General features: G+C 49.1%; 17 protein-coding genes. 8 read left to right on the forward strand and 9 right to left on the reverse strand.

Annotated elements, in window-relative coordinates:
* The first annotated feature begins 365 nt into the window (after positions 1-365).
* Entirely contained in the window at positions 366-1,721 is a 1,356-nt protein-coding gene (locus DXC51_RS05610; RefSeq protein ID WP_102287905.1) for an MATE family efflux transporter, read from the forward strand.
* A gap of 101 nt (positions 1,722-1,822) precedes the next feature.
* Here DXC51_RS05610 and DXC51_RS05615 read toward each other — a convergent pair whose 3' ends face one another.
* On the reverse strand, positions 1,823-4,060 hold the full coding sequence (locus tag DXC51_RS05615) for a sensor domain-containing phosphodiesterase (protein ID WP_117544058.1): 2,238 nt from the start codon (positions 4,058-4,060) through the stop codon (positions 1,823-1,825).
* A gap of 224 nt (positions 4,061-4,284) precedes the next feature.
* Here DXC51_RS05615 and DXC51_RS05620 point away from each other — a divergent pair, with 224 nt between their 5' ends.
* The 4 genes from DXC51_RS05620 to DXC51_RS05635 all read left to right on the forward strand — a co-directional run bounded on the left by DXC51_RS05620 (position 4,285) and on the right by DXC51_RS05635 (position 8,164).
* Positions 4,285-4,887, forward strand: coding sequence for a cytidylate kinase-like family protein (locus DXC51_RS05620; RefSeq protein WP_021638394.1), 603 nt, complete (start codon positions 4,285-4,287; stop codon positions 4,885-4,887).
* Positions 4,888-5,119: 232 nt separating this feature from the next.
* Positions 5,120-6,172: an inorganic phosphate transporter gene (locus tag DXC51_RS05625; RefSeq protein ID WP_117544059.1), complete on the forward strand. Its 1,053-nt coding sequence runs from the start codon at positions 5,120-5,122 to the stop codon at positions 6,170-6,172.
* A 43-nt stretch (positions 6,173-6,215) separates the two neighbouring features.
* The gene (locus tag DXC51_RS05630) at positions 6,216-6,839 is read left to right on the forward strand and encodes a DUF47 domain-containing protein (protein WP_021638392.1); all 624 of its coding nucleotides are present in this window, start codon (positions 6,216-6,218) and stop codon (positions 6,837-6,839) included.
* Positions 6,840-7,234: 395 nt separating this feature from the next.
* On the forward strand, positions 7,235-8,164 hold the full coding sequence (locus DXC51_RS05635) for a hypothetical protein (RefSeq protein ID WP_243003133.1): 930 nt from the start codon (positions 7,235-7,237) through the stop codon (positions 8,162-8,164).
* 103 nt (positions 8,165-8,267) lie between these two features.
* Here the strand turns inward: DXC51_RS05635 and DXC51_RS05640 are convergent, their stop codons facing one another.
* The 5 genes from DXC51_RS05640 to DXC51_RS05660 form a co-directional block, all read right to left on the reverse strand.
* Positions 8,268-10,427, reverse strand: coding sequence for an FtsX-like permease family protein (locus tag DXC51_RS05640; protein ID WP_117544060.1), 2,160 nt, complete (start codon positions 10,425-10,427; stop codon positions 8,268-8,270).
* A complete protein-coding gene (locus tag DXC51_RS05645; protein ID WP_117544061.1) occupies positions 10,421-11,194 on the reverse strand; it encodes an ABC transporter ATP-binding protein in 774 nt (257 codons plus the stop codon). The genes DXC51_RS05640 and DXC51_RS05645 overlap by 7 nt, the downstream gene beginning before the upstream one ends.
* Positions 11,195-11,614, reverse strand: coding sequence for a hypothetical protein (locus tag DXC51_RS05650; RefSeq protein WP_147332341.1), 420 nt, complete (start codon positions 11,612-11,614; stop codon positions 11,195-11,197).
* Positions 11,615-11,856: 242 nt separating this feature from the next.
* On the reverse strand, positions 11,857-12,867 hold the full coding sequence (locus tag DXC51_RS05655; RefSeq protein ID WP_117544063.1) for a sensor histidine kinase: 1,011 nt from the start codon (positions 12,865-12,867) through the stop codon (positions 11,857-11,859).
* Positions 12,864-13,529, reverse strand: a complete 666-nt coding sequence (locus DXC51_RS05660) for a response regulator transcription factor (RefSeq protein WP_117544064.1) — start codon at positions 13,527-13,529, stop codon at positions 12,864-12,866. The genes DXC51_RS05655 and DXC51_RS05660 overlap by 4 nt, the downstream gene beginning before the upstream one ends.
* 304 nt (positions 13,530-13,833) lie before the next feature.
* Between DXC51_RS05660 and DXC51_RS05665 the strand changes: the two genes are divergently transcribed.
* Together DXC51_RS05665 and DXC51_RS05670 are read left to right on the forward strand one after the other, a co-directional pair.
* On the forward strand, positions 13,834-15,570 hold the full coding sequence (locus DXC51_RS05665) for an ABC transporter ATP-binding protein (protein WP_025488930.1): 1,737 nt from the start codon (positions 13,834-13,836) through the stop codon (positions 15,568-15,570).
* Between the two features lies 1 nt (position 15,571).
* Positions 15,572-17,368: an ABC transporter ATP-binding protein gene (locus DXC51_RS05670; protein ID WP_117544065.1), complete on the forward strand. Its 1,797-nt coding sequence runs from the start codon at positions 15,572-15,574 to the stop codon at positions 17,366-17,368.
* Positions 17,369-17,580: 212 nt separating this feature from the next.
* Here DXC51_RS05670 and DXC51_RS05675 read toward each other — a convergent pair whose 3' ends face one another.
* The 3 genes from DXC51_RS05675 to DXC51_RS05685 are packed head-to-tail and all read right to left on the reverse strand — an operon-like array spanning position 17,581 to position 19,284.
* A complete protein-coding gene (locus DXC51_RS05675) occupies positions 17,581-18,042 on the reverse strand; it encodes an NUDIX domain-containing protein (protein WP_147332342.1) in 462 nt (153 codons plus the stop codon).
* A gap of 55 nt (positions 18,043-18,097) precedes the next feature.
* On the reverse strand, positions 18,098-18,490 hold the full coding sequence (locus DXC51_RS05680; RefSeq protein ID WP_117544067.1) for a hypothetical protein: 393 nt from the start codon (positions 18,488-18,490) through the stop codon (positions 18,098-18,100).
* A 41-nt stretch (positions 18,491-18,531) separates the two neighbouring features.
* Positions 18,532-19,284: an HAD family hydrolase gene (locus tag DXC51_RS05685; RefSeq protein ID WP_147332343.1), complete on the reverse strand. Its 753-nt coding sequence runs from the start codon at positions 19,282-19,284 to the stop codon at positions 18,532-18,534.
* A 498-nt stretch (positions 19,285-19,782) separates the two neighbouring features.
* On the opposite strand from DXC51_RS05685, the gene DXC51_RS05690 reads away from it, so the two are divergent.
* Positions 19,783-20,862 carry a M24 family metallopeptidase gene (locus DXC51_RS05690; protein ID WP_117544146.1) on the forward strand — a complete coding sequence of 360 codons (1,080 nt, stop codon included), beginning with the start codon at positions 19,783-19,785 and terminating at the stop codon, positions 20,860-20,862.
* Positions 20,863-20,949: the final 87 nt, after the last annotated feature.

Here is a 20,949-nt window from a genome sequence, read left to right on the forward strand (position 1 = left end):
GGCCTGTCTGACGAAGCACCGGTTAAGTCGCCTGCGATGCCAACCGATGCTGAGGAGTTCCGGCCACGTTGGCTGAATCCTGACATTACGGAACAGTTAGAAACACCCCGTTTTTGAGACTGGAGCATAAAATCCCCCTGCATCCCTCCGCTGCCCGGGCCGCGCACACCGGTACGGAAGACGGCGGCAGGCTCCGGACGCACAGCGGCCGATACACTGGCAAAACTGCGGTGGATGCCTTTATCCCGATCTTCCCTATTGAGTTTCGGGCGCGGAGCATTTATAATAGGAAGCGCCCATATTTTTCGGGCGGTTATTTTTTTGCAATCAATTCATCTTTAAAGCTGTATGGGGGGACTCTACTTATGAAAAAACAGACAGGAAACCAAATTACGGAAGGTGTTATCTGGAAGCAGCTTCTGCTCTTCTTTTTCCCGATTCTGTTCGGCACTTTTTTTCAGCAGCTCTATAATACCACCGATGCCGTAATTGTAGGCAATTTTGTGGGAAAAGAAGCGCTGGCGGCGGTGGGCGGACCGGCGTCAACACTCATCAACCTTCTGGTGGGCTTCTTTGTAGGGCTCTCTTCCGGCGCTACCGTTATTATTTCCCAATATTACGGAGCCAAAAACAAAACAGATGTAAAAAGGGCCGTACATACTTCCATTGCCCTGTCCATCGCCGGCGGCGCAATTATCATGGTACTTGGCATTATTTTTGCAGGGGCGGCTCTGCGTCTCATGAATACGCCTGATGATATCATGCGCCTCTCCGTTGTTTATATGCGCATTTATTTTCTGGGTGTGATTCCTTCCCTGATTTATAATATGGGATCCGGTATACTGCGCGCTGTGGGAGATTCCAAACGTCCGCTGTATTTCCTGATCCTCTCCTGCCTTGTGAATATTGTGCTGGATATTTTCTTTGTGGTAGGGCTGAAGCTGGGTGTTGCCGGCGTTGCCATTGCAACCGCCCTTTCCCAGGTAGTCAGCGCAGTTATGGTCCTTACCGCCCTGATGCGGACGGAGGATTCCTACAAGCTGTCACTGAAGGAGATCCGTTTTTACCCTGGAATGCTGAACAATATCATCCGTATCGGCCTGCCCGCCGGGCTGCAGTCCACCATGTATTCCATTTCCAATCTGATCATCCAGGCAAGCATCAATTCCTTCGGTACGGATACCATTGCCGCCTGGACGGCCTACGGAAAGGTGGACGGCATTTTCTGGATGATCATGGGCGCCTATGGCGTGGCCATCACCACCTTTGCCGGTCAGAACTTCGGCGCGGGAAAATATGACCGGATTCATAAAAGCGTCCGCGTCTGCCTGGGCATGGCGGCCTTTACCAGCGTCCTGCTCAGTGCAATAGTCCTGCTGGGCGGCAGGGTTTTCTTCCGCCTGTTTACCTCCGATGCAAATGTTACCGCCATCGGCCTGCAGATGATGCGTGTGATCTCACCCAGCTACATTACTTATATATGTATTGAAATCCTGGGCGGCACCGCCAGGGGCTGCGGAGATTCCGTCATTCCCATGCTGCTCACCTGCTTCGGCATCTGTGTGCTGCGTGTGGTGTGGATTCTGGCCATCGTGCCTCTGCGTCCGGAGCTGTCAACCGTGGCCTTCAGCTATCCGCTGACCTGGACGGTCACCTCGGTTATGTTTATCGTATATTATCTGCGGGGCAACTGGCTGAAGCGCAGCCGGCGGCTGGAGTAAGATCGCAGTACTTCCTTATTAAAAAAACGCCGGTTTTGATAACCGACGTTTTTTTACCCCCCTTTTAACCTCTCTTTTTTATATCCGTCCTCCCCCTGCTGTTACTTTTCTCTTTGTCCGGCAAGGAACCGTTCCATAAATTCTCTGTAATCTCCGGCCGGCATGGGTCTGGCGTATACATAGCCCTGTATGAAATCACAGCCCATTTCCCGCAGCATATCCACCAGCTCCATATCCTCCACGCCCTCGGCCACCGTTTCCATTTTCAGCGTCTCAGCCAGGTTCAGCATACAGGCTACCACCGCCCGTCCCCTTTCCTCATACTCTCCCCGCTCAAAAAACCTCCTGTCAAATTTCAGCACATTCATAGGAATATCCTTCAGGATGTTCAGGGAGGACTGTTCCGCTCCAAAATCGTCCATGGCGCAGGAAAACCCGTGTTCCTGCAGCCCTTTTACAATTTCGCGGAAAATGTCATGATTTTCCACAATCACGCCCTCGGTAAATTCCAGCTCCAGATATCCGTCGGGTATTTCGTACTGTCTTTTCAAGCGACGGCAATTTTCTGTAAAATCAGGCTGCAGCATGGTTGTCCTGGATACATTGACAGAAATACACAGGGGTCTTCCCTGCTGCCTCAACCATTGCTTCAGGAACCTGCAGGCCTGCTCTAGCATATAATAATCCAGGCGGAATATAATCCCCTCCCGTTCAAACAAACCGATAAAATCTGCCGGGAATATAAGTTTCCCGTCTGCCCCGCGCCAGCGTACCAGGGCTTCCGCCCGCAGGACTCCCGATTTTTTCAGGGAAATCTGTGGCTGGAGATACATCTCAAACTCCTCTTTACGCAGTGCGTCAGCCATTGCCGCTTCCATGGCCAGCTCCCGCACCACCCTGCTGCGCATCTTTTCATCATAAACAGCCATATGGCTTCCCGGAAGGCTTTTAACGCTTTTTTCAGCAATGTTGGCTCTGTCCAGCATCTCATTCAGACTGAGCCGATCCTCCGGCTTTTCCATCCGATACGCACCGCAGGCAAGCTCCACGCGGAACTGGCGGGAGTCTCCTGAAAAACCGTTCAGCTTTTCCGTAATCCACCGGAAACGTTCCTCCAGCTCCTCACTTCTTTCAAAGCTGCGCAGGACAACGAACTTGTCGCCGGATATTCTGCCGAAGGTTTCATAAGGCTTCAGCGTTTCCCGGATGCAGTCGGCCCAGTACTTTAAAAAGCGGTCCCCGGTTTCATAGCCGTACACATCATTTATGTATTTGAATTTTTTCAAATCCGAGTACCAGAGCACGTATTTCCTGTCCGGATTTTCACTGAGAAGCTTTACTGCCTGGACCCTGAAGCCTTCAAAATTCAGGAACTGCGTCAGCTGGTCGAAATAAAGGATTCTTCTGTTTTCAAACTGCAGCTCTTCCTTAATCAGGAAGGTGGATATATAGCTGGCAAGCATGCCAAGAATGGCAAGCTCGGACCAGTATTTCGTTATGTTTTTCAGGCCGATGAAGCCAAGGAGGCGGCTGCCTGCAAATATGGGCGTCAGGCAGAAGGATTCCGTTTTATCCCTTTTCAGCCTCAGATAAAGCCCTTCATCCTCCCCGGCAAGCTGCTCCACATTTTTTATGACCACCTGCTTTTCGTTGCTCAGGATTTTTTCCCAGCAGGCAATGGTTTTCTCCGAAATGGGCTTCTTTTCCAGAACCTGGTATTCCTCCCGCCGCTGATTCCAGACAGCCACTCTTCCTTTCCGGGAAAAAAGCAGCATAACGCCTTCCTCCGAACCGTAAAAACGGCAGATTTCGGCCAGCAGCTCCCTGGAGGCCTCAACCACGCTCTCCGCCTCAATCAAAGGCCTCATGCAGGAAGAAAGCATATTCTGGCCATAAAGGGAACGCTGGATCACCTCATCCGTCCGCTCCGGCCTGGAAACATCCATTACCACTTCCATACGGACAAGCTTTTTTTCCCATTCCACCAGCTTATCCTTCAGAATATAATCACCGTCTATTACATCATTATGATGCTTCCATATATAATACTGATCTCTGCGCAATACGGCATTGGTGCAAAACGGGCAGGGCTCCTTCCTGTTCTGCAGCACCTCATAGCACTTTTTTCCCTTGTAGTCTCCCCAGGTTTCCTTTATCCGTCCCGGTTCAGCCACACTGATCAGATACAGCTCATAGGTTTTGGGATCGCTCAGATAGATAAAATCCTCAGCGGTCTCAAGCGTCAGAGCCTCTGAAAAAGCCAATGCATATTTTTCAAGCATATAAGTAAAAAAAGCCTCCTCCTCGGAAAGCTCTTCCAGTCCCGCCAGCCGCATCATCCTCTGCCTTTCTTTTTGCAGATATAATCTTATTCTTCTATTATAAATATACCACTGCAAAAAGCAAGTTTTTATTCATTTCTTCAAATGGTTCTTATTCCCTTTTCAAAGCCGCCTTTTTGAGGTACTATTAAAGTAAGGAAAGGTAATGGCAACAGTTCGGTCAGCCCAACTGTTGCAGGTAATGACGGGGCGTTTGCAATTAATAAAAAGGGGGCTTTTATATGGCAAACACAATTATTACAATCGGCAGGCAATTTGGCAGCGGCGGCCATGAAATCGGCAAGCTCGCGGCACAGAAGCTGGGTATCGAATGCTATGACAGCAGGCTGATCCAGCTGGCTTCCGAAAAAAGCTGTATCGGCATGGAGCATCTCAAGCCCGTGGATGAAAAGAGGGCAAATCCCTGGCTCTATACCGTACCCTCGGATTACTCCAATGAAATGACCGGCTTCGGGCTTCCCATGAACGACATGCTGTTCAATGTGCAGTCCCAGATCATCCGACAGCTGGCAGATAAGGAATCCTGCATCATCGTCGGCAGATGCGCAGATTCCGTGCTGGAAAGCTATCCGAACGTCATATCCGTTTTTATCCGGGCCAATCATCCTGAGCGCGTTAAAAGGATCATGGAGCGCCAGAACATTTCAGCAAAAGAAGCGGAAACGCTCATCAAAAAGATGGATAAGGACAGAAGCCTTTACTACAATTTCTTCTCTGACAAAAAATGGGGACGCGCCGAAAGCTATGATCTCGTCCTCAACAGCACCGCGCTTGGCCGTGAAAGATGTGTTGACCTCATCTGTTCCCTTATGAAGCAGCTGTAAATCCCTTACATAATACAATACAGCTGCGCAGTTTAACTGATTCCCGAAAGGGTTCCCGGGCCGTAAGGCTTTCGGGAATCCTTTTTTTTTGTTTTTCCCACTTTTTTGCACTATCTTAACCTATGTAAAATGTTTGTAAAATCAATGCAGAAAGCATGTTTTTCCCGTTTTCTTTCATTATAATAGGCCATGTAAATATTATGTTTGAAACATGTTGAGAAAGGGTAAAGAAATGACTATCAGCTTCTCTTCTTTTCTGTCACAGCTTCTTTCCAGCCCGGTTCTGGCGGTCACCGTTGTGCTGACTCTGGGCGTAATTCTCGTCAATGGCTGGACCGACGCTCCCAACGCCATCGCCACCTGTGTCTCCACAAGAGCCATCGGCCCGAAGGCGGCAATTCTCATGGCGGCGTTCTTTAATTTTCTCGGAGTTTTTGTCATGACAATGATCAATGCCAGCGTGGCTTCCACCATCTATAATATGGTGGATTTTGGCGGAAACCCGGATCAGGCCCTCACCGCCCTGTGCGCCGCTCTGGTAGCTATTGTCTCCTGGGCTGCGGCCGCATGGTGGTTCGGGATTCCTACCAGTGAAAGCCATGCGCTGATTGCCGGATTGTCCGGTGCCGCGGTTGCCATGCACAACAGCTTTGCAGGAATCAACGGCTCCGAATGGATCAAGGTTATCTATGGCCTGATCCTCTCCACACTTTTAGGTTTCCTGCTGGGCTGGCTGTCGGCAAAAACTGTGGAGACGGTGTGCAAAAACATGGAGCGGCCCAAAACCACCGGATTTTTCGGCGGGGCGCAGATTGCAGGCGGGGCGGCCATGGCCTTTATGCACGGCGCACAGGACGGCCAGAAATTCATGGGTGTTTTCATGCTCGGGATTTTTCTCGCAAACGGACAGGATAATGTGACCAGCTTCCGCATTCCCCTGTGGCTCATGATTCTGTGCAGCGCCGTGATGGCCCTGGGCACCTCCATCGGTGGCTACCGCATCATTAAGGCCGTGGGAATGGATATGGTAAAGCTGGAAAAATACCAGGGCTTTGCCGCGGATATGGCCGGCGCGGCCTGTCTTCTTCTCTCCTCGCTGACCGGCATCCCCGTCTCCACCACACATACGAAAACCACGGCCATCATGGGCGTGGGCGCGGCCAGAAGGCTTTCCAGTGTAAACTGGGGAGTGGTCCGTGAAATGGTGCTCACCTGGGTTCTTACCTTCCCGGGCTGCGGACTGATTGGCTATCTGTGTGCCAGGCTGTTTTTGTTTATATTCTGAACAGTTACAAAACATTATTTCATTTCATTGAAAGGATATTGCAATGGGTAGAAAAAAAGAAAATAATTATTTTGACATGTTCATCCAGGCCGTAACCTATTCCTGCCAGGCGGCGGATATGCTGAAGGAAAACTTTATCAGCTTCGATCCCGAACAGCTGCCGGCCTGCATGGAGGCCCTCCATCATATAGAACATACGGCGGATCTTGCCAAACATGATTTGATGGAAAAGCTGCTGAAGGAATTCATCACTCCCATCGACCGGGAGGACATCATGGAGCTCTCCAGCGCGCTCGATGACGTGACCGACAGCCTGGAGGACATACTGCTGCGGCTGTATATGTTCCGCATCACTTCCCTGCGCGAGGACGCCGTTTCCTTCGTCAGCATTATCTGCGACTGCTGCTGCGCCCTGAAGAAGCTGATGGTGGAATTCCCTGAATTCCGCAAATCCAAAGCGATTAAGGATATGATAATCGAAATCAACCATCTGGAGGAAAACGGCGACAAGCTTTACACAGAAGCCATGCGCAGGCTGTATTCCGAATCCGGCGACGCCGTGGAAATCCTGTCCTGGACCGCAATTTATGACAGACTGGAAAAATGCTGCGATAAATGCGAGGACGTGGCGGATGTGGTGGAAACGGTTATTCTGAAGTACAGCTGACGCCAGGGAAATGGAATCCGGGCTGCTGTATTTTTACAGCGCCGGTTTCCTGCCGGACAGGAGCGCACTTTCCCGGGAGCAGCCAGGATTTCCTTCGCCATGTTATTTTATATAATTTTCATTTTTTATTTCCGTCATGCTGTGTTATTATAAAAAACACACTGGCTGCCGATTGTGTAAATCCTATCTGCCAAGTTTATTTTTACATATACAATCAAATCGATTTTTCTGTCCAATCGGACAAAGATCCCACTATGAAAGCAAATATTTTTATTCCATAATAACAAAATCTATTACCATAATAACAGTAAGAAACGGTTGCCATGTGTCGGATTACCAGCTATAATTAAATGGAAGATAGATATTTACACATAGCTTACGGAACAGGAGGCTGTGTGCAGGAACACGAAGAAAAAGAAATGACAAATGAGGCTGATCCGCAGAACATTCACCATGAGGATCTGGCTTTAAAAACGGCGGCGCAGTATTTCGGCGAAGAGCTTCTGCCCCTGCTGGGGATAACCGACAACGTACGGTACGTTGCCCCCACTGAAAATGTGACGCTGGAAGCGAAACAGATGTACCAGGATTTCAACTACATCTCAACGAATAATCTCTGGGTACATCTGGAGTTTGAAAGTGACTCCGTCACACGCAAGGATCTGAAACGGTTCCGGGAATACGAGGCAACAACGGCCCGAACCTTTAATGTTGCGGTCATTACTTATGTAATCTGCTCCTCTAAAGTGAAAAGGCCCATAAGCTCACTGGCAGAGGGCATCAATGTTTATCATGTGAAGCTTATCCGTCTGAAGAATAAGGATTCGGACCGGCTGTTCGCCTGCGTAAAAGAAAAGCAGGAGCAGGGAAAGCCCCTGGAGAAAGAAGATCTGGTTTCCCTGCTTCTGACGCCCCTGATGTCCGGGAATATGGGAATCGGGGAACGGATTATAAAAAGCTTGAATTTTATACAGTATGCTTCAAAAACGGTAACTCCGATTGAACTGGAAAAAATGAAGGCCGTGCTGTATACATTAGCTTTTAAATTCTTAAATAAAAAGGAATTGGCCGAAGTGAAGGAGGTAATTGCAATGACAGAACTTGGAAAAATGCTTGTAAATGACGGATTTGAAAAAGGGCTTGCCGAAGGTGAAGCAAAATTTGTAGCTATCATCAGGAAAAAGAGAGCGAAAGGGCTTGATGCTTCTGCCATAGCAGAAGAATTGGAACTGGAAACCGCCTATGTTGAAAAAGTAATGGAATTAATCGCTGAAGGCCCTTCCGTGAGCGACCTGCGGATAGCGCAGATGATTCTCGGACAGTAACCGTCGGCTCACAAACAATATGAGCCGCAGCCGGTTTGATTTGATTTCATTTGCCTGCTGCGGCTGCATTTTACCCGTTTTGCTTTTCTATTGAAGCACCGCTTTATCCCATCTGTTTTTCAGCCGCCATTCTCACAGCCCCATAATAAATCCCGTACAATGCCGCAAAAAATCCAACCGCCATTGCCACCGCCTGCCAAATCCACATATTTCCCGTAAATACAGGCATTCCCAAAGTATCAAGAAGCAGCTTTCGCGCCCCGTCATATATCAGCCGGCCGCTGGTAATAAGAGCCGGAGGCAGCGGCAGCAGAAACAACAGCATCAGCTGTCGGTTATCTAACCTGGCAATCTGTTTCCCGCTCATTCCCAGCTGTCCAAGAATACTGTTCCGTCTTTTCTTTTTTTCACCGTCACTGAGGGCCTGCGTTGCAAGAATTGCCGCCCCGGTAATTTCCAGAATGACAGACAGATATACCAGGCAGATAAGCAGCACATAAATTTGAGAAAGCGATTCCTTCTGCACCCACTTGCCTGACAGGTAATCCTTATCCGGATATATCAAAGAAGTGACCGCCCGTCCTGTTTCCATAGATAGTAAATCGTCAGGGGGAACTGATTCATCCCGGGAGGTTAACCCCTCGCAGGAAGCTGACTTTCCCGGGGAGGCAGGCCTCCCTTCGGAAACAGATTTCCCTTGGGAAACAGATTTCCATTGGGAAACAGATTTCCCATTCCCCCTGTCCAAAAGAACAAGCCCGCCGTCCGTCAGCTGTTCAAGCTCCGCGCTGTTCAAAGGCTGCTCCGTAACTGCCGCATACAGACCGTACCGTATCTCCATCCCGTCCGTCACCTTATCAGGAACCACAACAACATAATCCAGGCCATTGCCGTAGGTATCATTCTGGCTGAACGGCTCTGAGAAAACGCCTCCTGCATTCAGCTCATATCCATTCACCTCTATTGTCCCGGCCTTCTCCATATAATCCGAAAATTTGCCGACAAGAGACGGCGTGCAGTGGACATAGCAGGAATTTTCGTAAACCTCCGGGATTTCATATCCCAGCATCTGCCTCAGATAAAGATAGTCGCTCTGTTTCATATACGTATCCGACAGATATTCCGCATATATAAGCCGCTGCGGCTTTTCCAGCTCCTGCGCCGCCTGCCGCCTTAAAGAAAAAAATTTCCTGCTTTCCCAGCCATAGATTCCGTAGGAACAGCTCTTTTGTATGGGAAAGCTTTCCCCAATCCGTTTTTCATAAGCGCTGAAATCCATCATACCGCCCGGATGCAGTATCATTATATCAAACACATTCAGCTCGACGCTGCGATCCGCAAAAATACGGGCAGCAGCCCCTGTTCCAAAAAAGAATACCGCCAGCATAAATAAAACTGACAGGATTCCAAGCACCACACTCATGGAACGAAGCTTTGACGTAAACTCCCTGAAAATAATCAGATGATTTTTCCGGTACGCCCATCCCTTCCTTTTTTCCAGCTGTGAAGCCAGAAAAGAGGGCACGCTGAAAAAGAAAGCAAAAAGGCCAGTCACCACAAACGCCAGCCCCAAAAGGACATCGTATCCCTTCCCCATGGGCCGCAGTATGATCAGCATGTTACCCAAAGCATAAACAAGCAGTGACAATATGAAAACTCCCGGGAAAGAACTTTTCTGCTTCAGCAGCCTGCCTTCGTTCTGCCGATCGTAATACAACAGATCATACAGCCTGATTTTCCGGAGCCGCCTTTTATTTTTATGCAGGGCAAACAGATACATTCCGTCAAAATATAACAATGTCACTCCTGCCGTCTGAAAGGAAACGGAAAAACCAAGGGTAAACGTCATGCCAAACATTCTGAGCACCGCGGCCTCCACAAGCCTGGACAACAGAATGCCGGCCAGCAGTCCGAAAACAAACGCCATGCCTGCAATCATCAGATTTTCATATAAAAACAAACCTGCAATGGTCCGGTTAGACAGCCCGGAAACCATATATATACTCAGCTCCCTGCTGCGCTTCCTGAGCATATAGCCGGTCATATAGCTTACAAGCCAGCCCAGCACAAGAATTATCAGCAGGGATGTGGCAATCACCATAAGCGGCAGTATCTCCAGCCTGGGAAGCCTTTTGACCTGCTCAGAAAAAATCAGCGCATTATAGGCATACATACATGCCACGGCACAGCTTATCGTAATAAAATACAGCACATAATCCCCCAACTGCCTTTTTGCATTGCGCAGCACCAGTTTTCCTAGCATTGGCCGTCACCTCCCAAAAGAGAAAGCACGTCCAGGATTTCGTGGTAGAATACGCCCCTTGTCTTCTCTCCTTTCACAAGCTCGTTGAATATCTTCCCATCCTTCAAAAACAGGATGCGCTCCGCATAACTGGCGCAGAATGCATCATGGGTCACCATAAAAACCGTGGTTTCCAAATCTTCATGCAGCTGTGAAATAATTTCCAGAAGCACACGGGCGGAATGGGAATCCAGAGCCCCTGTCGGCTCATCCGCAAAAATTATTTTGGGGCCGCATACCACAGCGCGGGCAAAGGCACAACGCTGCTTCTGCCCTCCCGACGTCTGAAAGGGGAATTTCCCCAGCACATCGCCAATCTGCAGCTTATCTGCAATCTTCCTGACCCGCAGGCCAATTTCCTCCGGCCCCAGTCCCTGAATCGTCAGGGGCAGCGCCATATTTTCTTCCAGAGTAAGCGTATCCAGCAGGTTATACTCCTGAAATACAAAGCCCAGGTTATCCCGCCGGAACGCGGCAAGCTCCTCCTCCCGCAGCTTTGTAATATCCTTTCCATCCAGCACAATATGCCCGGCGCTCACAGAATCAATGGTGGAGAGACAGTTGAGCAGCGTGGTCTTCCCGGAACCGGAAGCGCCCATAATACTGATATACTCTCCCTTACGGACATGGAAGCTGAGCTGATCCAGCGCCCGGGTTACGGTACCCAGGCCGCCATAGTATTTTTCAATATTCTCCACCCGTAGAAGAATTTCTTGTGCACAGCCCAATTACCCGGCCTCCCTTCCATTTTCAATGACAACATCCCTGTCTGCAAATTTTAATATATACGTATATGCGATGTCTGAGGCAGATTCCATGTCAATTTTATAAGTTCCCCGCATACGCAGTGAAAATCCGGTCTCAAAGGCATATGTCCGGGTGATCGCCGTCACATTTCCTCCGGAATCCCTGATACTCTCCTCTGTAACAGCCGGTATGATGTTGCAGTAAGGGAACTGCCCGTCAATAACCACCTGGGTAATCCTCCCCTCTTCCTGAATCCATTCCACTCCCGGTGAATCCGATCGGATCTGCCTGGATCCGCCCAGGAAAAACAGGACTGCAGCCAGAGAAATAAAAACAACAGCCAATATCCAGGCAGCCTTCCGTCCGCCCCTTTTCCTTCCCTGTCTGTATACACGCTCCATAATGGACACCTCCTTAATATTTTGGACCGGCAGTCCTGCAAAAGCTCCTGCTGCCTGAATCCAACCCCATTGTACCGGGAGGCGCCTCTTTCTTGTATACATGTTTCCTGATCTTATGTGACAAATCTGTAAGATACCGTAACAGCCGGTCATCTGAACAGTTACAGGATACCGTCAGCCGCTCATATCCAACATATGCTGACTGAAAATTTACAGGCAGCGGGGATTAAAACAGCACCATCCTACACCGTGAGATGCCCGCTTTTAGGAAAGGTCAGGCGGATCGTTGTAAATTCCCCCGGCTCAGACAGCGCATCCATGGCAATCCCCAGCCTGAGGCAAAGCTGCCTGCACAGATAAAGTCCGATGCCCGTGGCCCCCTTTCCCGCCCTTCCGTTGCTCCCTACGAAGCCCTTGTCAAAAATCCTTCCGATTTCACTGGGCAGAATACCGACGCCGTTATCCGTCACGGACAAGACCACACTGTCCCCCCTCTTCCCGGATTCCACCGTGATTACGGGAGAAGCCTCACTCCGGTATTTCACACTGTTGATTATGACCTGGCTGATAATAAAGACTATCCATTTGCTATCCGAATATACGGTATCCCCAATTCCGTCCGTATGAACGCAGGCCCCGCTCTGTATCAGGAACTGCCTGTTTGCGGCAAGCGCCTCAAAGACACAATCCTTAAGAGAGATTTCCCGGATAAAATAATCCTTTTCCACACTCCCCAGCCTTGCAAAAAAAAGCACCCGCTCCACCTCGCGCTCAATCTGCTCCGTCTGCGACATAATTTTCCGGATCACATCCGACCTGTTATTTTCACACAATAACTGTATCCCAGTCATGGGGACCTTGATTTCATGCACCCACTGTTCTATAAAATCCCGGTATTCCGTGTTTGCCCTTCTGTTCTGCGCCACCTCGTCCGTCATGGACTTCAGCGCTTCCTTCATTATCTGAAAATATACCTTTTCCGCGGCGGACACAGGCTTATCCGCAATCTCCGCTGTCAGATACTTTTTCTCCAGAGAATCCGTCACTGACAGCAGATACCGCAGCCTTTTGTAAAGGCGCACATATCCGCAGCACAGACTGGCAGCAACGATGAGTAAAAAGCATATCCACAGCAGGAGCATTTCCTGGGGCGTAATTCCATAAAGAAGCAACAGCATAGAAAAGAAAAAACCGCCTGCAAGACAGGTGAGAATCACAGCCCTTGTACTTTTAAGATAATCGGAAATTGTCATATTTTATATCCCATCCCTCTTTTTGTCTGTATCAGGTTTCCGGCTCCCAGCGCGCAGAGTTTTTCCCGTATCCGCATCATATTCACGCTCAGCGTATTGTCATCAATATGGATCTGGCTGTCCCATAAAAATTCCACCAGATCAAGCCTTGGGACTATTTCTCCCGCGTGCGTGAACAGATAATACATCAGCTTCAGCTCTGTTTTTGTCAGCTCCGCCTCCCGGCCGCCAAAGGACAGCGTACCCGCGGCCAGGCTGAGGCGCATTCCCTTATATTCCGGCAATTCCGCCTGTTCTCCTCTTTTGCCTCTTTTCAGCAGCAGCTTTATCCGGGCAAGCAGAATCGGCACATTGTATGGTTTTGTGATATAATCATCTCCGCCAATCGTCAGCGCATACAGCTCATCCATGGACGTATCCCGTCCTGTCAGAAACAGGATGGGCGTATCTGAAAAGCTTCTGATATCGGCGCACAGATGATATCCGTCCCTGCCCGGCAGATTGACATCCAGCAGTATCAGATCCGGAGCCAACGCCCCTACCAGCTCTGCTACGTTACCGAATTCCTCTGCGGCCTCCACCAGATAACCCGCATTGGACAGGAGTGTTTTCAATTCCTCCCTTATCAGCTCTTCATCCTCTATAATCAATATTTTATCCATCCGGCCCTGTTCCTCCTCTGCCCTTCCTGACGGCAAATCAGAGCATTATTACCATACCTGGCCTGCCGCCGCTTCCCTGCCCCAAGCTGCAGGCCGTCTTTTTTGTCCGGCAGCTTTTTCTATATTTATGCAGGGATAATACAAGTATAGCATTATCTGTGCCGGAACAAAATAATACAAAAACAAAACAAGAAAATACATTTTATTTTTCTCCCGATCACCTAATATAAAAAGGTACTTCATTCCACAAAAAAGGGAATGCGGCAACTGTAATTTTTTTAATCATCCGGGAGGGGATTATCCTATGACACCAATGAAATGGTTCTATTCCTTTATCAAGCCCTATCGAAAGCGGCTCTTTCTGGGATTGTTTCTCGTAACATTTCTGGCAGGACTCGCCATCATTAATCCTATCGTCAGCGGTAAGGTCGTGGACGACGTTATCAGCGGCGGACAGTATCACAAGCTGCCTGTGCTTGTGGCCATACTTCTGCTGGTGACGGCCGTGCGAAGCGTTCTCCGCTTCCTGGTTCCCTATAACTTCGAAATCTGTTCCCAGGGTGTGCTGTACAAAATGAGGGATGCGGTTTACAGAAAGCTCCTGATGGAAGACTTTGACTTCTATAACCGCAACCGCACCGGCGACCTGATGAGCAGACAGACAGGTGATATGGATGCCATCCGCCATTTCGTGGCAAACGTCATCTCATCCATTTATGAAAATATCCTGTATTTCTGCTTCGCGCTGGTCATGATCTTTACCATCAATACGAAGCTGGCGCTGTGCATGCTCTGCATCCTGCCCTTTACGCTGGTACTCACGCTCTGCCAGTTCAAGCAGGTAAAACCGGCCTTCCATAACATCCGTACCCATTTTTCCAGCCTGAACGCCTTCGTCCAGGAAAATATCAGCGGCAACCGGGTGGTAAAGGCTTTTGCCAAGGAAGATTACGAAACCGAAAAATTCGAAGTCGAAAATGACGGCTACAAAAAAGCGGAGCTGGACTGTGCGGCAATCTGGTCCAAATATGTGCCTGTTTTTGAATTCTTTTCCAACATACTTACCGTTGTGCTCATGCTTTACGGCGGCATCATGGCCATCCGGGGCGAGGTAACCCTGGGCAGCCTGGTAACCGTAAACGGCTACCTGTGGATGCTCAATATGCCCATGCGTATGGCGGGCTGGTTCGTCAACGACGTACAGCGCTTCGTCACCTCCGTGGAAAAAATACATACCACATTTTCCGAGGATCCTCATATCTGCAAGCCGGAAAATGCCATTACCAAAAAGCATCTGAAGGGAAGCATTGAATTCCGCAATGTATCCTATCAGGCCGAGGGCGAGGATATTATCCAGAATGTAAGCTTTTCTGTGAAGCCCAACCAGACCATCGGTATCCTTGGTCCTACCGGCGCGGGGAAATCCACCATCATGAACCTGCTCTGCCGTTTCTATGACGCAACGGAGGGCGAGGTGCTGGTGGACGGCGTCAACGTAAAGGACATGGATTTATACGAGCTGCGGGACAATATCGGTATGGCCATGCAGGATGTATTCCTCTTTTCCGATACCATTGAGGGAAACATCGCCTACGGCCGGCCCGACTGTCCTTTTGAGAAGGTAAAAAAAGCGGCCATTGCCGCGGATGCCAACCATTTTATCCAGGCTATGCCGGACGGCTACGACACCATTGTGGGGGAACGCGGCGTCGGTCTTTCCGGCGGCCAGAAGCAGCGTATTTCCCTGGCCCGCGCCCTGCTTAAGGACCCTGCCATACTGATTCTGGACGACACCACCTCCGCGGTGGATATGGAAACAGAATCCTACATACAGAAGCAGCTGAAAAACCTGGAGGGCAACCATACAATTTTCATTATTGCCTATCGTATTTCTTCCCTGAAGGATGCGGATCAGATTCTGGTTCTGGATCACGGCCGTATCGCGGAACGGGGAACACACGATGAACTACTTGCAAACAACGGCTATTATGCCCGGGTTTTCGAGCACCAGTATCACACACCGGCAAAGGAGGGACGTTAAAATGGCACGCAACAGATACGATATCGACGAAGTCATGGAAGACCATTTTGACTTAGGGCAGCTCAAAAGGCTCGGCCATTATGTCCTTCCCTTTAAAAAGGATATGGCCCTGGCGGCCTTCCTCATGCTCTCCGCAAGTGCGCTTACCATGCTCATTCCCCGTTTTTTCATGACGGTGATGAATGACATTATCCCCCAGGGGGATGTTAAGGGACTGCTGCGAATCAGTTTTTACACGCTGCTGATCATCCTGTATTCCGTGTTCTCCCTGAAGGCCAAAATAAAAATTACCAACCGGGTGGGCCAGTCTGTCATCCATCAGCTGAGAACCGATATCTTCTGCCACCTGCAGGAGCTTCCCTTCTCCTACTATGACGACAGGCCCCACGGGAAAATCCAGGTCCGGGTCGTAAACTATGTAAATAATTTAAGTGACCTTCTTTCCAACGGTCTGCTGAATACAATAACGGACCTGTGCAGCCTGATTTTCATCATCTTTTTCATGCTCTCCATCAACGTGAAGCTGACACTGATGTGTATGTGCGGCCTTCCCGTACTGGCGCTGTTTGCCAGCCTCATTAAGAAAAAGCAGCACCGCGCATGGCAGATACAGAGCAACAAGCAGTCCAACCTGAATGCTTATATTGCGGAAAGCATCAACGGCATCCGGGTGACCCAGTCCTTTGTCCGCGAAAAAGAAAACAGCGGAATTTTCAACCGCCTCAGCGACGGCTACCGCCAGTCCTGGATGCGCGCTGTCCGCTTTAACTTTATGATGGGGCCCACCGTTGACGTTATTTCCGCAGTGACCACGGCGTTTCTGTATGTGGCAATCGTGGATATGGCCATGAGCGGCGGAACGGCTTCCGTAGGTGTACTGGTTGCCTTTACCGGTTATATCAGCCGTTTCTGGTCTCCCATCACCACACTGGCAAACTTTTATAACTCCCTGTTAACGGCCATTTCCTATTTGGAACGTATTTTTGAAACCATCGACGAGCCTGTCGCTGTCAAGGACGCCCCCGGCGCAGTGGAAATGCCGCCTATCATTGGCAAAGTTACCTTTGACCATGTATCCTTCTCCTACGAGGAGGGCATAAAAACACTGGATGATGTGAGCTTCACGGCCATGCCCGGCGAATCCTTCGCTATCGTAGGGCCTACGGGCGCGGGAAAAACCACCATTGTCAACCTGCTGAGCCGCTTCTACAATATCGGCAGCGGAACGGTTTATATTGATGATACGGATATCTCCAAGGTGACGCTGCATTCCCTGCGCACGCAGATGGGCGTCATGATGCAGGACAGCTTCATTTTCTCCGGAACGATTATGGATAACATCCGCTACGGCAACCGGACGGCTACGGACGATGAAGTAATCCTGGCTGCGAAAACCGTATGCGCCCATGACTTCATCATGCAGATGGAGGACGGCTATTATACCCAGGTAAATGAACGCGGAAGCCGGCTTTCCGCAGGACAGCGCCAGCTGATTTCCTTTGCCCGCGCACTGCTGGCCGACCCGAAAATACTGATTCTGGATGAGGCGACCTCCAGCATCGATACCGAAACGGAAATCATCCTGCAGAAAGGCCTGAACGAGCTGCTGAAAGGACGTACCTCCTTCATCATCGCCCACCGTCTTTCCACCATCCAGAACTGTACGCGCATCCTGTATGTGGATAAAGGCAAGATTCAGGAAAGCGGAAGCCATGAAGAATTGCTGCTGAACAAAGGACCTTACTATAACCTGTTTATGTCCCAGTACAGCTTTATGAAGGATAAGGCCGTGCAGTAAAATCAGAGCGCTCTTGAAGCACTTTCTTATGGACGGCGCAGTAAATGCACCGGCCTGCGGAACAGTTACCATCAAAGTTCATTACCTGAGGGCGGATCGCTTCGCTTTCGGTCATGAAAACGGCCTGGCCAAAAGTCCCCTTTACTTTTGGTCAGGCCGTTTCTTTTATGTTGCTTTCGTTTGTCCAAGCTGTTTTCGTTTGTCTTAGTTGTTTAATGTAGCAAAATGCCCCGCAATAATTTTTCATTCAGCTCATATAAGGCTATCTTCTGGTCCATAAAATAGACCAGTTCATAAGCTTCTTCATAAGGAAGCCATTTTATATCCGTATGTTCTTCCGACAGCTTTACTGTCCCGTCAAATGGCATGGCGAAAAAAATCATTGGAACTACCACAACATTCTTTCCCCACAGTTCCTGTGTTTCTTTATCAAAAATATTAGCCGGAAGGCTGCTTGCGCTTTCCAGAGGATAAAGAGGCAGATTCTCCATAACGCCAGCCTCTTCCATAATCTCTCGCCGGGCGCCTTCAGCTTCTGTTTCATTATCCTCCAGTCCGCCGCATATTCCCTGCCAGCAAAAGGGCATATCTTCTCTTTGAAGTATTGCATATTCATAATGATTCTCTTTTTTACGATATAAATAGATATGAACCTGCTTAGGCTGTCTTGCCATGTGGATTCCCTCCCTGAAATTTTTGCTGTAACTTATACCCAATCTGTTGTGCTTCCTACTTCGAAGAAGGCAAGTAACGCAGCAGGTCTATCTCCGTATCCTGTCCGTCAATGGAAAGAAACATGGTCAGCTCGCTGTATCCGTCCTGTACCTCAAAGGAATAGGTCCTGTTTTTCTCCCAGCTCTTCCCTGTGCTGTTTTCTTCCAGATAATGCACGCTCACGCCGCCCTCTTCCATCTGCGTACGGCCGCTGATTTGGATGTACCAGGAATCATTATACGTTTCAGGTATGGTAAACTGTAATTTTCCATCCGCATATCCAATGCTTTTTTGCAGGCTCTCTACCGGATCCTGTTTTTTGGACATTATCAGAAAAAGATCCACAGCGATGATGAAAAGCAGGACGGCGCCTGCGATCACTATCGCTGTTATTTTCTTTTTATCCATATGTTCATCCTCTCTGCCTTCTGCTTATTCCTGTTATTAAGTTACCTTTCCTCTTTTGCAATGAGCCGGTCTATTTTCTGAATCAGTTCCTTCCAGTCCATAACCGTCAAATAAGGAATATCTTCAGCAAGCGTCTGGTTTGCCTTTGCGCAGGCGCCATACCACACAGGACTCATGCCGGCCTGGTAAGAGCCCTTCACATCACAAATCAGATTATCTCCGCAGTACCAGATTTTTTCTGCAGAAAGCTTTGCTTTCGCACAGGCCATCTTAAAAATCCTGGGATGGGGCTTTTTAAACAGATAATCGCAGGAAGTCATAATAAACTCGAAATGGTTCTCCGGAAAGAATCTGTTAATCCGAAGTGTCAACGTTTCCGAATTCTTCATCATATTGCTGACCACCGCGGTCCGGATTCCCTTTTCATGAAGAAAACCGAGAAGCTGCTTCATACCGGCTGTCGGATATCCCGGCGCTGCATGATCCCAGAAAATACGCTCCACTTCATTCCAGGGAATGTCCAGCTTGATATCCAGATACTCATACAGATACCTGTTAAAGGAAGCACAGGAAAACTCCCCTCCGGGGAAGGCTCTTTTTTCCGGCCCGAAAAGCTCTGTCATATCCTCTGACAGCTCATCTGCCAGCTTCTGGAGCTGTAAAGCGTTAATCTGCCGCGGATTGCTTACCGCCCTTTGCAGCACAGCATGATTCCCCCTGATGGTATCATAATCTGTCTCATCGATAAGTGTCTGACCGTAGTCGAACAATATCATTTCCGGTAACTGAAACATAACAGCTCCCCTTTCCCTGTTCCCGTCTTTTATGCTTTTCCCCTTCCGGCATATCCCATTTCCATATGCCGCACTGCCTCCCACTGCCGTTTGGTGCTATGCCGCAAAACGGCTCAGGTCCTTCAGGTCTTCCATGCTACCTTCATTATACAGCCTTCTCTTTTGCATGCAAACCTTTTATAAAACAGTTGTTTCAAAAAGCGTAACATTACAGATGGCGCTGAACCGTTACCGAAAAGCGGCAATCTTTCTAAAAAAAGCGGCCCCGCCTATTTTCTTTTTTCCGTAATCTATCTATAATAAATAGGGATCAGAAGCTTTTCACATCCTTACAGGTATATGAAGCTTAACACTCCCTATCCTCAAAGTCTTATGCGGTTAAGCCGCATGCCGTCTCCCCGGGCTATCGGGAAGGCCGGGAAAAGCTCTCCCGGACGTTTTTTCAGCATGAATAAAATTACAAAACATAAGCGCCGAAACGCGCAGACAGGAGCAAAAATGAATCAACTTTATTTGGATCGCCTTGGCCGGGTATGCGCCGAAATTGAAAAGAAAGGGCTGGCACAGATGATCGTAAGTGATCCTTTAAGTATCTGGTATCTTACCGGTGTCTGGATTGAACCTTACGAAAGACTCTATGCGCTGTATCTCAGAACAGATGGGAAGCATAAATTCTTCCTGAACAAGCTTTTCGTCATCCCTGAAATTGATGTGGAGAAAATATGGATGACAGATACGGACGACTGTATCGGAACCGTAGCGGCTGCAGTGGACGCAAAAGCTGATATGGGCATAGACAAAAGCTGGCCTGCACGCTTCCTTCTTGATCTGATGGAACGCAATCCCGGAGTACGTTATGTCAATGCCTCCTCCTGTGTGGACAACGTCCGTTCCATCAAGGATGAATATGAAAAAGAAAAAATGCGGGAATCCTCCCGGCTCAATGACGCCTGTATGGAAAAAGCCGCCGCTTTCGTAAAAGCGGGCATGACGGAAAAAGAATGCGCTGATTACGTCCGTTCTCTTTATCAGGCGGAAGGCGTCGAAGAAGGCTTCAATACCATTCTTTCTTTCGGGGCCAACGCCGCGGATCCCCACCATGAGCCTGATGATACTGTTTTAAAACCGGGTGATTGCATCGTAATCGATATGGGCTGCCGCAAGGACAGCTACTGTTCCGATATGACACGGACCTTTTTCTGTCAGGAAGCAGATCCCGATTATGCGAAAATCCACGACCTTGTCAGAAAGGCCAATGAAAAAGCCGAAAGCCTTATCCGTCCCGGCGTCCGTTTCTGCGACCTGGATAAAGCTGCAAGGGATTACATTACACAGGCGGGCTACGGCGAATATTTTAACCACCGTCTGGGACACTCCATCGGCCTGCAGGATCATGAGCCAGGCGATGTAAGCCTTTCCAATACCGCAGTTGTGCAGGAAGGAATGACCTTCTCCATCGAACCGGGCGTCTATCTTCCCGGCAAATTCGGCGTCAGGGTTGAAGATCTGGTTCTTGTTACCGCAGAAGGCTGTGAAGTCCTGAACAAAGTCGATAAGCATTGGAAAACCATCGGTTAAGGCGGACACGAACACTCGTCCGCAGCACCTTTGCCCATTGAAAAAAACACCGTCCGATTCCGGAGCTCTCCGAAATCGGACGGTGTT

Source organism: Eisenbergiella massiliensis (assembly GCF_003435485.1).